Here is a 13,254-nt window from a genome sequence, read left to right as displayed (position 1 = left end):
CTGGGTTATTCCTCCAACAGGTCAATCATCGCAGCGAATTCAGCTGTCGCCGCAACTTCGTCACCGACCTTAGCCGTTGCTTCGAACTTCCAGATTTTTGTGCCAGCGCGTTTCACTTTGACGTGCAGTTCCAAAACATCGCCCGGAACAACCTTACGACGGAATTTGGTTTTATCCACGCTCATGAAATAAACCAAAAGAGGCTTATCAATCAAATCAAGCGTAACGCCAACCATAACCGCAGCCGTTTGCGCCATCGCCTCGATGATCATCACACCTGGGAAAATTGGCGCGCCGGGGAAATGCCCCTGAAACTGTGGTTCATTGTAGGTGACGTTTTTAATACCAACAGCGCTTTCGCTGGAAACGATATCACGTACCTTATCAATCAACAGAAAAGGGTAACGATGTGGGATAATCCGCTGAATGATGTCTAGATCAGCTTCGGTAATCTGCGCGGCCATTTTTGGGTCCTTTCTTGCAGAAGGGCGTGTCACTCCCTGAGTAACAACTCAGTTATTTGAAAACAAGATGCCTCTACTCATCTGTTGTAGATACAGTTGGCGCGTCTTCTGGGGAATTTTGAGGGTCAATCGCATCCAGTTCTTCGATAGATGCTCGGCGATTGATCTCAGCGATCAAGACGTCGGTGATATCGCTGTCCTGTACCACAAGTAAAACAGAACGCCGGTCCAATATAACATCAACACCACGATCTTGAGCCAGTTCGCCCAATACAGGACGAATGATGTCTGTGTAGAAAGATTGTCTCAGACCTTCGCGTTGCCGCGCCAAGCGTTGTACTTTGGCGGCTTGGGCGGTTCTGATTTCGGTAACCCGGCGATCAAAATCATCCGCGATGCGTCTGAATTCAGTCAGATCTAAAGTTGCTCTTAACTCAGTCAGCTCTTGTTCTTCAGTTGAAAGCTGCTGGTCAATTTGCGCATTTTCCTCTCGTAAGTTTTCGCTTTCTGCTGCCAATTGCTCGAGCACTGTATGCCAACTGTCGGCCTGTGAAAAAACGCGTTCAATATCAACGGTCAATACTTGCCCAACGGCCGCATTTGTTGCGCCAAACCAAATCGGCACAACAAACATCAGCAGAAGTTGGCGCAAAAACCGCATCTTAGAACGTCGTCGAAATCGTCAAGTCAAAGCTGCGATCGCGGTCATAGTCTTCTTGTTTCAGCGGATGTGAGAAATTAAAGCGCAACGGCCCTAATTGAGTTTCCCAGAAGATAGAGAACCCGACAACCGCACGTAGATTTGCGCTATCATCCACAAATGTCCCAGCGACTGCGCCTTCGGTATTATCCAGCCCCCACAACGAACCAACATCAAGGAACAGACCGCCGCGCACACCGTATTCTTCGGGAATACCGATTGGGAAATCCGCCTCAAACCGTGCGACAGCAAAGAAATTTCCGCCCAAAGCGTTCTGGTTGGTTGCGCCAAGGTCACGTGGACCAATGCCGTTGGCCTCAAAGCCACGCAGTAATCTTGAGCCAATTCTAAAGCGTTCCGTAATCGTGCTGTTGCCAGAAATCATGTGCAATGCACCTGCCTCAAACTCAGCACGCAAAGCAACATCACCGTTAAAGATACGTGTTTCACCGCCAATCGCTGCGTTTAGCTTAACAAATTCACGGTCTCCACCCAGTCCACCGATATCAGCACCAAAACGCAGCACAACGCCTGAATCTGGGCTAAGTCCGGTTGCGCGTGAATCGAAGCTATATGTCGCGCCAATGGAACTTGTCCAAAGGTCATCCAACGCTTCCTCTGCCCGCAAGATCCGAGACGGGATCGCAGCACCGACGTCTACATCGAAAACGCTTGCGTTCTGAAGCGCATATCTCAGTTGCAGTCGACTTCTTTCGCCGACCGGGAATGAAAGCGTCGGAGATATTCTAGAAATACGCGAAGAGTAGTCCGAGTTACTATTTTCACTGGTATCATACGATAGTTGAATACCTGCCCGCAGATCGCGACCCAGCAAATTAGGCTCGGCAAAATTAAATTCAAAAGATTGATCGCTGCTTGCCGTGGAAACGTTAAAACCTATGCTTTGCCCCCGTCCCAAGAAGTTACGCTCAGAAAACCCAACATTTACCCCGACGCCATCATCCTGCGAATAACTTGCCCCAAATGACAGGCTACCGGTGGGTTGCTCTTCGACGTTCACATCAACCAAAACCTGATCAGGCGACGAGCCTTCGCGTGCGTTCACCTCAGCATTTGAGAAAAAGCCGATTGCGCGAATACGTTCTGCGGCATCACGAATTTCGCGCGGATTAAAGGGGTCCCCCTCGACAGAACGGAATTGGTTGCGCACGACGCGGTCCAAAGTGGTGGTGTTGCCTTCAATATCGATACGCTCAACAAAAACACGTGGGCCACGTGACAGAACATATTCAACATCAAGTGTGAGATCGCGATCATTGCGTGAGATACGCGGCTCAATGCGAATGAAGTTTAGACCCAACTGAAGCGCCAAGGCTTCTAGCCGCGAAATAGAGTTTTCCACCTCGATCGGGGAATAGGTCGACCCGGAGCGCGTGCGCAGTGCCTCTTGGAACTGGTCAATATCGACTTCGGGCAAATTGCTGCTGGTGGTAATTTCACCAAAGCTGAATTGCTGACCTTCACGAATATTAAAAGTGATAAAGAAACCGTCGCGTTCACGCGACAGTTCACTGTTCACGGACTGAATTTCGAAATCGATGTACCCACGAGAGCTATAAAAATCTGACAAGACTTGGCGGTCGAACTCAAGACGATCCGCGATGAATGTGTCGCTCGAGAGGATTTGACGGAAAATTCCAGCCTGTTTGGTCTGAAGAACGTTGCGCAAACGGCGATCTGAATAGGCGCGGTTTCCGACAAAATTCAGCCGCTCGATTTCAACGGTCCGTCCTTCGGTAACTTCAAACACGAGATCAACACGATTGTCAGAACGCCGAATGATCCGTGGTTCAACAGTCGCGGCTAGACGCCCAGATTGAACATAGGCTTGGGTAATTCGAGCGGCGTCGTCTTCTGCGATTGTGGCGTTAAATACGCGACGCGGCGCAGATCTAAGCAAAGGAAGCAACGCATCATCATCAATACGATTGTTGCCTTCGATATTAATTCGGTTAACGGTCGGCAATTCAACCACATTGATTACCAAACGGCCACCTTGTGGGATCAATTCGACGTTTTCAAACAACCCACTCTCAATAAGACGCTGATAACCGTCATTCAATTGGGCCGCGGACACGCGTTCACCACGGGCGATTCCAATGTAAGATAGGATCGTTGCGGCCTCAATCCGCTGGTTGCCAGTGATTTCAACAGTATTGAAAGTGTATTGTTGCGCTATAACAGGTTGAGGTGCATAAACATAAGCTGTTGACATTACACAAAAAACTGCAGTTACCCCCATGCGCAAATGCGCCTTTAGGCCGAGTTTGCGGTGCAATACTTTTGAACGAATAGCAGTCATCAATTTATGTCCCAGAACACATCCCTAGTGGTGACTCACTATATCCTCTACTAAGTCTTGTCAAAACAGATAAACGCCGGTTTGCCACTGTTGGCAAACCGGCGCTGAATAACTGTTTGATTTTAAAAGATCAGAGTGACCCGACCAGCGCCCCTAATAGCAAAGCGCCAAAGATCGTTGCGCAATAAATCAACCGATCTGAATTCAGATCCACCAACAAAGACAGCCCTTTGTATCCACTTTGTACAGCTTGCATCGCCCTACCCCTTATTTCCTCTGTTTCCAGAGTATCCCCAGATTGGGGCAGGAATAGGGCAATGCCGTGTCAGAAAAATTCAAATTTTCCTAAAGTTTGCTCAACAGAACAAGTCATTGGTGAGCGCAAAAACCATCAAGCTCAGCAACAACGCCAATCCAATAGTCATCAAAATCTGAAGGGCTTTGTCGTTGGGTGGCTTACCTGTCACCGCTTCCCACGCATAAAACACGAGATGCCCGCCATCCAATACTGGAATTGGGAAAAGGTTCAGTAACCCAACAGCTGTGGACAGCAACGCAATAAACCAAATGAACGATTGCGATCCAAGGCTCGCCATATCACCCGCACTTTGCGCGATACCAATGGGTCCGGAAATGTTGCAGGAACTGATAGCCCCCGTAGCCATGTGATACAAACCTGACAGCGATGACTTCACCACAAACCAAGTCTGCGTCACACCACCCATCAGCGCTTCGCCAATGCCGGGTGTTTCGGTTTGCACATCAAAGAACAACCCACCCGTAACCCCGATCAACCAACGGGTTTCAAAAGACCCATCCGCCAGCGGTAGATCACGACGCTCTGGTGTCATTGTAAGGGCTTCGATGTTTCCCTCACGCCATACAGAAACCGAAAGCGTATTACCGTCAGAGTTCCCAACGATGGTGCGCAACGCTTCGAATGTTTCGACGTCCGCACCATCAACAGATAAAATCACATCACCTGGAATGATCCCCGCTTCGGCAGCGGCTGAACGCGGCTGAATCGACGATGCGAACGGCGGAAATGGATGCGGTGCGTTAACGTTGATGTCTTCGCCGTCACGGCGCACTTGGTAATCTAGCAGTGCCTGCTGGGGCAGTGTTTCACTCACGGCTGTTAGGCTTTCAGCATCAGGAATGGAAACCCCAGCGATGGACAGAACTTCATCGCCAACGCGCAAGCCTTGGGACGCCACAGGATAATCACGCACAGATGCAATGGTCAGCGGGTCGACCGCAACACCTTGGGACAGAAACACGCCTGCGAACACAAAGAACGACAAGATAAAGTTAAACACAGGGCCAGCCGCAACAGTCGCGGCCCGCGCCCACAAAGGTGCTCCGTGCATTGTGCGGCGCAGTTCAGTCTCAGACAGGCCTTCCATTGCTTCGCCGTCTTTGCCGGATGCGGCATTGGCGTCGCCCATGAATTTCACATATCCACCAAACGGAAGCAAAGCGATCTGCCATTTGGTGCCGCGCTTATCATGTCTGGAAAACAAAACCGGACCAAACCCAAGCGAAAACACCTCAGCGTGGATACCGGACCAACGCCCAACAATATAATGCCCATATTCATGCACTGCGACAATGATGGACAAAGCCACAACAAAGGCGATGATCGTAAAGCTTGCCCCGCCAAAGCTGGGTAAAAAGCTGGTTAAATCCATTGTTTATCCTTTCTTGCGGAGCGCTGTTACAACATCATCCGCACCCTGTCTTGTCAGGGCATCCATTGTCAGTACAGTTTGCAGATCGTCTGGCGCTCGGCCAATTTCGCTGTGATTTGACATGAGTGTCATGAGTTCTTCGACCACATCAGCCATCTGCAAAAACCCTATGTGACCCGCGATAAAATGATCCAACGCACGTTCTTTGGCCGCGTTGAACACAGCCCCCATTAATCCGCCTCCGCGCATAACATCTTGGGCAAGTCGCAACGCGGGATAATGGCGCAGATCAGGATCGCGGAATTCGAGTTGGCCAATCTTCGCCAAATTCAAACGCTCAACCGGGAGCAATTTTCGATCAGGCCAGTGTAATGCATAGCCAATTGCATGACGCATATCTGGCGCACCCAGGTGCGCCATCAGCGCACCATCATTAAATCCGACAAGCGCATGCACCATAGATTGCGGATGCACCAATACTTCGATTTGCTCAGGAGATACGCCAAAAAACTCTTTTGTTTCTATGACTTCCATGGCTTTATTAAACATGGAGGCACTATCGATGGTGATCCGCTGGCCCATGTTCCAATTTGGATGCGCAGAAGCCTGCGCAATTGTCGCATTTGCGATGTCCTCAAACGGCCAATCGCGAAACGCCCCGCCAGACGCCGTGATAATGATACGCTCAACCGCGTTGATATCTTCACCAACCAACGCCTGAAAAACAGCCGAATGTTCGCTATCCACCGGCAGCAAACGTGCATTATGCTTCGCCACTTCGGAATGTAAAAGCGCACCGGCTGCGACCAAGCTTTCTTTGTTTGCGAGCGCCAACGTGGTCCCGTGGCGCAATGCTGCCAACCCCGGTGCCAAACCTGCGGCACCTACAATCGCGGACATGATCCAATCTGCAGGACGATCAGCGGCTTCTATCAATGCTTCAGGACCGGCCGCTGCCTCAACGCCACTTCCGACCAGAGCATCACGCAAATCATTCAAACACTCAGGATAGGCTGTTACCGCAACTTCGGCACGTAAATCACGGGCATCTTGGGCAAGGCGTTCAATATTGCGCCCCCCGGTCAAAGCAACCGTTTGATAGGCCCCGGCATCCCGGCGGATCAAATCAATCGTATTTTGCCCGATAGAACCCGTCGCGCCGAAAATCGATACTTTGCGCATATTCAGACCAACAATGCTACGTTCAAAGCGACAACCATTACCGTAAACAACAACGTCGCTCCAATCATCCCATCAAAGCGATCCAAAACACCCCCATGCCCCGGAATGAGGTTAGAACTGTCTTTGACACCCGTTTTACGCTTTATCGCGCTTTCGACCACATCACCAAGCTGAGAGCCAAACGACAACACAACCCCTGATAAAATCGCCCAGAAAACACCGATAGGCGGACCAACAAGCAGCGCAACAATGGAGGCTGCAATCCAGCCCCCCGCCGTACCCGACCATGTTTTTTTTGGGCTAATCGCCGGCCAGAATTTGGGTCCTCCCACGATGCGTCCAACAAAATACCCAGCGATATCCGTCGCGACGACGACGAGAATGATAAAGAATATTGCCTGAACGCCCATGCTCTGCCGTATGTAATACAGGCCGAAACACGCGATCAGAATGGCGGCGCTGTAATACGTGAGTATTTTTTTCCGCTCATCACTGGCCTTGGAAACGAGAAAAACCGCCAAAGCGAGAACAATAACCGAAAAAACACCCGGCAAACGGGCTTGCATGAAAGATGCCTCGCCCGACGTTGGAAAAGAATGTTGTAGGAGGCATGCAACGAAGATCAACGCGCCGCTTAGCAAACCAAATCCAACGGCAAACGCATCATCATCCAACATGCGCAACAATTCCCAGACCATCAATCCGGCCAGAACAGAAACCAATACGGTAAACCACAGCCCACCTGCGAACACCGCCCCTAACCCGACGATAGCCATCACAATCGCAGAGCCAATGCGCGGCATCAAATCTGCCCATTGATTATTCATACCAGTGCTCCGCCAAAACGTCTGTCACGCGTTCCGTAACCTTTAAGAACTTTCTCGAACACGTCAGGAGTAAAATCTGGCCATAGTGTCTCGATAAATTCATATTCAGCATAGGCCGACTGCCACAACAGAAAATTAGATATACGCGCTTCGCCCGAAGTTCTGATCACAAGATCTGGATCAGGTAAAACATATGTATCTAAATACCTTGGAAGCGTTTCTTCATCTACATCCTTTGGATTCAATCGCCCTTCGGCAACATCTTCGGCCAACCGTTTTGTTGCGCGTGCAACTTCATCACGGCCGCCATAATTCAGCGCAATCGTCAGGTTCGTGCGCGTGTTATTGGCTGTCATCTCTTCGATGTCATCCATCAGTTTGCGCAGTTTTTTATCAAGCTTAATGCGATCCCCAATGAAGCGAACACATACGCCTTCTTTCATAAAGTTTTCAGCTTCTTTGATAATATAACGCCGAAAAAGCGACATCAGACCGGCCACTTCAGTTTGGGTCCGTTTCCAATTCTCTGTCGAAAAAGCAAAAATAGTAAGATATTTAACGTTGTTGTCCGGGCATGCTTCGACAATTTCGCGCACGCGTTTTGCGCCGGCTTGATGGCCAAAAATACGAGGGCGGCCCTTTTGGGTCGCCCATCGGCCATTTCCATCCATGATGATCGCAACGTGTCGCGGACCATCTTGTTTCTTATCAAGTTTTGACAAATGTCTTTCCCTTCCGGGTCAAAGGTTCATGCAGATTTACACCTGCATGATTTCTTCTTGTTTGCCTTCTAGGGCTTTATCGATGCCTGCGATTGCAGCATCGGTAAGTTCCTGAACTTCGTCGGTCCAGACGCGATGATCATCTTCGCTCATGCCGTCATTTTTAAGCTTTTTCAGCTGATCCATTCCGTCACGACGCACGTTGCGAATAGAAACGCGCGCGCTTTCGGCATATTGCGCTGCAACTTTGGTCAAATCGCGGCGGCGCTCTTCGTTCAATTCAGGGATAGGCAGCATAATAATCGTGCCGTTCAACTGAGGATTAATCCCTAGTCCAGAATTACGAATTGCCTTTTCAACAGCGCCAACCATAGATTTATCCCATACGTTGATGGTGACCATCCGTGGTTCAGGTACGTTAACTGTTCCGACCTGATTGATTGGTGTACGTTGCCCATATGCTTCGACCATCACAGGTTCAAGCATTGACGCAGACGCACGCCCAGTTCGAAGCGAAGCGAATTCCACTTTAAGCGACCCCATTGCACCGTCCATCCGACGCTGCAAATCATCTAGATCAATTTCATACTCGTCAGCCATGTTTTCTCTCTTTTATCTCAGTGGTTTTATTGGCTTACATCTAAGGTAAATCAACCATGCACGGTTGTATAGGTCCCTTGCCCGCCAAGAATTCCGCGGAAACCACCGGGTTCATCTAAGGAAAAGACAATAATCGGCAAATTGTTATCGCGTGCCAATGCAATCGCAGATGCATCCATAACACCAAGATGTTTTTGCAGAACCTCATCATAAGACACACGATCATAACGTTTAGCATCATCGTGTTTCACTGGATCTTTGTCATATACACCGTCAACTTTGGTGCCTTTAAAGATCGCTTCGCATGACATTTCATTTGCGCGCAACGTGGCAGCGGTATCTGTGGTGAAATACGGGTTGCCCGTACCAGCAGCGAAAATACAAACGCGTTTCTTTTCAAGGTGGCGCACCGCACGACGGCGAATATAGGGTTCGCAGACCTGATCCATCGGAATAGCCGAAATAACCCGCGTAAACACGCCAAGACTTTCGAGCGCGCTTTGCATTGCCAACGCGTTCATCACTGTTGCCAGCATACCCATATAGTCGGCGGTTGTTCGCTCCATCCCCTGTGCAGAGCCCTGAAGCCCCCGGAAAATGTTACCGCCACCAATCACCATACACACTTCCACACCCATAGATTGTACGGTTTGCACTTCTCGCGCGATCCGTTCAACAGTAGGCGGGTGAAGACCGAATCCCTGATCACCCATTAAGGCTTCGCCAGAAATCTTTAACATCACGCGTTTAAAGGTGGTTTGCGGCTGGTTTGTGTCCTCGGTCGTCATCTGGTATCCCCCACCGGCATAGTTATATAATCGTGTGCAAAATGTCGTAAAATTGGCCAAGGTTCAACGGGCAATCCACGTCAATTCGCAATGAATGCTTAACAGAACCGCACAGCCACGGTTAAATGTAGAAAACGGACCGAGTTTTGCCACACCAAACCCCAAAAGATATTTCACCGAATGAACCTGTTCTCATCGCGGGTCCAACGGCGTCCGGTAAATCGGCCTTGGCGCTGGAAATTGCTCAACGCGATGGCGGTGTGATCATAAATGCTGATGCGCTACAGGTTTATTCTGGATGGAACATTTTGACGGCCCGCCCACCGATTTCAGATTTAGAGCGCGCGCCACATCTGATGTACGGTCATGTCGATTACAAACACGATTATTCAGTTGGGCACTGGCTGCGTGACGTAGAAATGCTATTGCCGACATTAGACCAACGTCCCATTATTGTCGGAGGCACAGGTTTATACTTCCGCGCACTGACCGAGGGGTTGGCTGAAATTCCAGTCCCGTCAACTGACATTAGGCGCGCAGCTGATGCTTTGTTGTCAGAACAAGGCTTAAGCGAAATGCTGTCGCAAGTTGACCTGCAAACACGCGAACGCATCGATATACAAAACCCGGCCCGCGTTCAGCGCGCTTGGGAAGTGTTGCACAGCACCGGGCGGCCTTTGGCCCAGTGGCAGGACGAAACACCTCCGCCCATCATGCCACTTAACAAATGCTATCCGATCGTCATGAATACAGATCGCGACTGGCTCAATGCCCGAATTGATATGCGCTTTGACCTCATGATGGATGCCGGCGCAATTGAAGAAGCCTCAGACATGCTGCCGGATTGGGATGCAACACGCTTGTCATCAAAAGCAATCGGCGCACCCGAACTGATCGCCTACCTCAAAAATGAACTTTCCCTTGAGGATGCTATTGAGGCGGCAAAACTCGCGTCGCGCCAGTATGCAAAGCGACAGCGCACATGGTTCCGCAAACGCATGCGTGACTGGCACGCATTTACGCTACCCCAGCCGGATTAAGTGGCAAATTCAACCTCGATTAACTTTTTCCTTTATAAATGTGACGTTCCGTGCATGGTTCAAAAGGTTAACAAACTATCGAAGTGAAATGACAGGACAGATAGGAAATACACGACTTGTGACGATTGCCCGACTGGCCCAAGGAGGCCGCTGGCGGGTCGAAGCGATGCGCGGATACACCCAAGATGTATTACTCTGGTTCACCAAAGGCCAAGGCCGGATTACCATTGCCGGGCGCACACGCGGATACAGCGCCAATTCTGCATTTTTCATTCCCGCCGGTACGATGCATGGATTTGAAGCAGGCCCACAAGTTTACGGCTTTGCGCTGTTTCTAAGCAGATCTTTAGGAATCTCGTTTTTTAAAGAAATGCAGCATCTGAAAATTCCCAACCTCCACAGCCAAGCAGAATTGACGAATCTGATTGAACATATTCAGCGTGAATTTGACCAAAAGGGCGAAAATTGGGAAACAGCAGCGTTGCATCACATAGGATTGGTATCAGTAACTTTAGCGCGAGCGAAAACCGCTCAGATTGAAACGTCTCAGTCTTCGAATAAAACATTGGAATTGACTGCCCGCTACACCCAAATGATCGAAGAACAATTCCGTTCTGGTCGTCGTGTTTCCGACTACGCTAAAGCTTTGGACATTACCCCAACGCACTTATCACGCATTTGTAATAAGGCCTGTGGTCGCTCTGCGTCAGCCCTATTGTCGGAGCGTATTATTTATGAAGCGCAACGCTTACTCAGCGAAACAAAGTTACCCGTACAAAAAGTTTCTGAACAGCTTGGATTTACGTCGCCGGCATATTTTTCTCGGTCTTTTCAAATTCATACCGGAATGAGCCCTACCGCTTTTCGCAAAATCATTTGAGTCGACATGAATGTCAGGAATCTCTCAAATTGAATACAATTGTATACAAAACTATACCCATTTGAGACACCAAAACGTCGCTTTTTTCACCCAACATGACGATAAATGCTGTTGACCTTCGTTCAATTGTGGTGCCGAATGAACCCGTGAGGACAAGCAACCAAATATCAAATAAATTGGTCACCCCGAAAAATGCGGGTTGTGGCGTAAGCTGTCACGTAATCGCCTCACCAAAATAATGTGTGTCTCCAGGGAGAAAATAATGACGCAAACCATTAATGGAAAACCTCTACATAGTGCCGTTCAGATGTATGCTGAGGAATGCAAAGCTGGCAAACTTGATCGCCGCGAATTCTTAGCACGCTCAACAGCACTTGGGGCGACGTCCATTGCTGCCTACGGTTTGATCGGTGCTGTTGCACCTGAAGCCAAAGCGATGGAAGCCCAACAAGGCGGCACAATCCGCATTCAACAGGATATTCCTGCCAACAAAGATCCACGTACTTGGGACTGGAGCCAGCTTGCCAACGTTAGCCGCGGTTTCCTAGAGTATTTTGTTCAATATGAACGCGACGGCTCTTTCACACCTATGCTGCTCGAAAGCTGGGAAGTGAACGAAGACGCAACCGTATACACATTGCACGCTCGTCAAGGCGTGAAATGGAACAACGGCGACGACTTCACCTCTGCTGACGTTGCAAACAATATCACACGCTGGTGCGATAAATCTGTTGAAGGTAACTCAATGGCGTCCCGGATGGACACATTGATCGACTCTGAAACAGGTCAGATCGCTGACGGTGTTCTCGAAGTTGTTGATGGCCACACAGTACGCCTGAACCTCCCTCGTGCAGACATCACTATCATTGCAGGTATGGCTGACTATCCAGCCGCTGTCACGCACTCAAGCTATGAAACTGGTAGCCCGTTTGAGAACCCAATCGGTACTGGTGCATATATTCCAGTTCTTGATGAAGTTGGCGTTAAAGTCGTTCTTGAGCGCAACACAGACCACACTTGGTGGGGCCACGAAGTTTACGGCGGTGCATTTGTAGACCGGATCGAATTCTTGGATTACGGTACTGACGCTTCTTCTACTGTAGCTGCGTTTGAATCCGAAGAAATCGACATGAACTACGACACTTCTGGTGAATTCGTAGACCTGTTGACAGATATCGGTTTTGTGGCATCTGAAACTGCAACAGCAGCAACGATTGTTATCCGTACCAACCAACAAGCTGAAGTTGACGGTGTGAAACCATATGCAGATGCTCGCGTTCGTCGCGCACTTGCTATGGCAGTAAACAACGCTGTTTGTCTTGAGCTAGGCTACTCTGGTCGCGGCACAGTGGCGGAAAACCACCACGTTAGCCCACTGCACCCCGCTTATGCTGAATTGCCACCGCTTCCATTCGATCCAGAAGCTGCTATGGCATTGATGACCGAAGCAGGCATGCAAGACTATGAGCACGAGCTATTGTCTATTGATGATGACTGGCGCAAAAACACAACTGACGCGGTTGCCGCACAGTTGCGTGATGCAGGTTTCAAAGTAAACCGCACCATTTTGCCGGGCTCAACATTCTGGAATGACTGGGCGAAATACCCATTCTCCTCCACAAACTGGAACCCACGCCCATTGGGTGTTCAGGTTCTTGCCCTGGCTTACCGCAGCGGTGTGCCATGGAACGAAGCAGGCTTCGATAACGAAGAGTTTGACTCTGTTCTTGAAGAAGCAATGGCAATCGCTGATGTTGATATGCGTCGTGAAAAAATGTTGCGCCTAGAGCAAATCATGCAAGATGAAGGCGTTATCATTCAGCCGTATTGGCGTTCTCTATACCGTCACCATGGTGAAAACGTTGTTGGTGCCGAAATGCACCCAACCTTTGAGATCCATGTTCATAAACTTGGCCTAACCGGCTAACTGTGACTCAACAGCTCAGGGCCGCTAAACGCGGCCCTGAATTCAAGCCGCGGGGGCATATAATATATTCAAGCCCATACGACGTTAAAAAACGCCCGCGACATGACCGA

The 13,254-nt window shown here is 49.6% G+C and carries 13 protein-coding genes; 3 read left to right on the top strand and 10 right to left on the bottom strand.

Going from position 1 to position 13,254, the window contains the following annotated elements; translation table 11 throughout:
* Positions 1-5: 5 nt before the first annotated feature.
* The 10 genes from fabZ to pyrH form a co-directional block, all read right to left on the bottom strand.
* Positions 6-464: a 3-hydroxyacyl-ACP dehydratase FabZ gene (gene fabZ / locus G9C99_RS00580; protein ID WP_166415515.1), complete on the bottom strand. Its 459-nt coding sequence runs from the start codon at positions 462-464 to the stop codon at positions 6-8.
* Between the two features lie 73 nt (positions 465-537).
* Positions 538-1,125, bottom strand: coding sequence for an OmpH family outer membrane protein (locus tag G9C99_RS00575; RefSeq protein ID WP_166415514.1), 588 nt, complete (start codon positions 1,123-1,125; stop codon positions 538-540).
* A 1-nt stretch (position 1,126) separates the two neighbouring features.
* Entirely contained in the window at positions 1,127-3,487 is a 2,361-nt protein-coding gene (gene bamA / locus G9C99_RS00570) for an outer membrane protein assembly factor BamA (protein WP_231703936.1), read from the bottom strand.
* A 130-nt stretch (positions 3,488-3,617) separates the two neighbouring features.
* The gene (locus G9C99_RS18555; RefSeq protein WP_269434806.1) at positions 3,618-3,743 is read right to left on the bottom strand and encodes a hypothetical protein; all 126 of its coding nucleotides are present in this window, start codon (positions 3,741-3,743) and stop codon (positions 3,618-3,620) included.
* A 100-nt stretch (positions 3,744-3,843) separates the two neighbouring features.
* Positions 3,844-5,178 carry an RIP metalloprotease RseP gene (rseP, locus tag G9C99_RS00565; RefSeq protein ID WP_166415513.1) on the bottom strand — a complete coding sequence of 445 codons (1,335 nt, stop codon included), beginning with the start codon at positions 5,176-5,178 and terminating at the stop codon, positions 3,844-3,846.
* Between the two features lie 3 nt (positions 5,179-5,181).
* Positions 5,182-6,360 (bottom strand): 1-deoxy-D-xylulose-5-phosphate reductoisomerase, encoded by a 1,179-nt coding sequence (gene dxr, locus G9C99_RS00560; protein ID WP_166415512.1) that lies wholly within the window; start codon positions 6,358-6,360, stop codon positions 5,182-5,184.
* Between the two features lie 2 nt (positions 6,361-6,362).
* Entirely contained in the window at positions 6,363-7,187 is an 825-nt protein-coding gene (locus G9C99_RS00555) for a phosphatidate cytidylyltransferase (RefSeq protein WP_166415511.1), read from the bottom strand.
* Positions 7,184-7,909, bottom strand: coding sequence for a polyprenyl diphosphate synthase (gene uppS, locus G9C99_RS00550; protein ID WP_166415510.1), 726 nt, complete (start codon positions 7,907-7,909; stop codon positions 7,184-7,186). The genes G9C99_RS00555 and uppS overlap by 4 nt, the downstream gene beginning before the upstream one ends.
* Before the next feature lie 36 nt (positions 7,910-7,945).
* The gene (frr, locus tag G9C99_RS00545) at positions 7,946-8,509 is read right to left on the bottom strand and encodes a ribosome recycling factor (RefSeq protein WP_166415509.1); all 564 of its coding nucleotides are present in this window, start codon (positions 8,507-8,509) and stop codon (positions 7,946-7,948) included.
* A gap of 50 nt (positions 8,510-8,559) precedes the next feature.
* Positions 8,560-9,297, bottom strand: coding sequence for a UMP kinase (gene pyrH, locus G9C99_RS00540; protein WP_166415508.1), 738 nt, complete (start codon positions 9,295-9,297; stop codon positions 8,560-8,562).
* Positions 9,298-9,443: 146 nt separating this feature from the next.
* Here pyrH and miaA point away from each other — a divergent pair, with 146 nt between their 5' ends.
* The 3 genes from miaA (at position 9,444) to G9C99_RS00525 (ending at position 13,144) form a co-directional block, all read left to right on the top strand.
* Complete coding sequence (gene miaA / locus G9C99_RS00535; RefSeq protein WP_166415507.1) at positions 9,444-10,337, top strand: tRNA (adenosine(37)-N6)-dimethylallyltransferase MiaA; 894 nt, start codon at positions 9,444-9,446, stop codon at positions 10,335-10,337.
* A gap of 88 nt (positions 10,338-10,425) precedes the next feature.
* The gene (locus tag G9C99_RS00530; protein WP_166415506.1) at positions 10,426-11,217 is read left to right on the top strand and encodes an AraC family transcriptional regulator; all 792 of its coding nucleotides are present in this window, start codon (positions 10,426-10,428) and stop codon (positions 11,215-11,217) included.
* 262 nt (positions 11,218-11,479) lie between these two features.
* Positions 11,480-13,144, top strand: a complete 1,665-nt coding sequence (locus G9C99_RS00525) for an ABC transporter substrate-binding protein (RefSeq protein ID WP_166415505.1) — start codon at positions 11,480-11,482, stop codon at positions 13,142-13,144.
* Positions 13,145-13,254 lie beyond the last annotated feature (110 nt).

Source organism: Cochlodiniinecator piscidefendens (assembly GCF_011326755.1).
Classification (GTDB): domain Bacteria; phylum Pseudomonadota; class Alphaproteobacteria; order Rhodobacterales; family Rhodobacteraceae; genus Cochlodiniinecator; species Cochlodiniinecator piscidefendens.
This window is presented reverse-complemented; position numbering and strand designations above follow the sequence as displayed.

Coding starts and splice junctions, on each gene's coding strand:
- G9C99_RS00575 (WP_166415514.1), bottom strand. CDS start 1,125: ATGCGGTTTTTGCGCCAACTTCTGCTGATGTTTGTTGTGCCGATTTGG.
- bamA (WP_231703936.1), bottom strand. CDS start 3,487: ATGACTGCTATTCGTTCAAAAGTATTGCACCGCAAACTCGGCCTAAAG.
- fabZ (WP_166415515.1), bottom strand. CDS start 464: ATGGCCGCGCAGATTACCGAAGCTGATCTAGACATCATTCAGCGGATT.
- G9C99_RS00525 (WP_166415505.1), top strand. CDS start 11,480: ATGACGCAAACCATTAATGGAAAACCTCTACATAGTGCCGTTCAGATG.
- pyrH (WP_166415508.1), bottom strand. CDS start 9,297: ATGACGACCGAGGACACAAACCAGCCGCAAACCACCTTTAAACGCGTG.
- dxr (WP_166415512.1), bottom strand. CDS start 6,360: ATGCGCAAAGTATCGATTTTCGGCGCGACGGGTTCTATCGGGCAAAAT.
- G9C99_RS18555 (WP_269434806.1), bottom strand. CDS start 3,743: ATGCAAGCTGTACAAAGTGGATACAAAGGGCTGTCTTTGTTGGTGGAT.
- rseP (WP_166415513.1), bottom strand. CDS start 5,178: ATGGATTTAACCAGCTTTTTACCCAGCTTTGGCGGGGCAAGCTTTACG.
- G9C99_RS00530 (WP_166415506.1), top strand. CDS start 10,426: ATGACAGGACAGATAGGAAATACACGACTTGTGACGATTGCCCGACTG.
- G9C99_RS00555 (WP_166415511.1), bottom strand. CDS start 7,187: ATGAATAATCAATGGGCAGATTTGATGCCGCGCATTGGCTCTGCGATT.
- frr (WP_166415509.1), bottom strand. CDS start 8,509: ATGGCTGACGAGTATGAAATTGATCTAGATGATTTGCAGCGTCGGATG.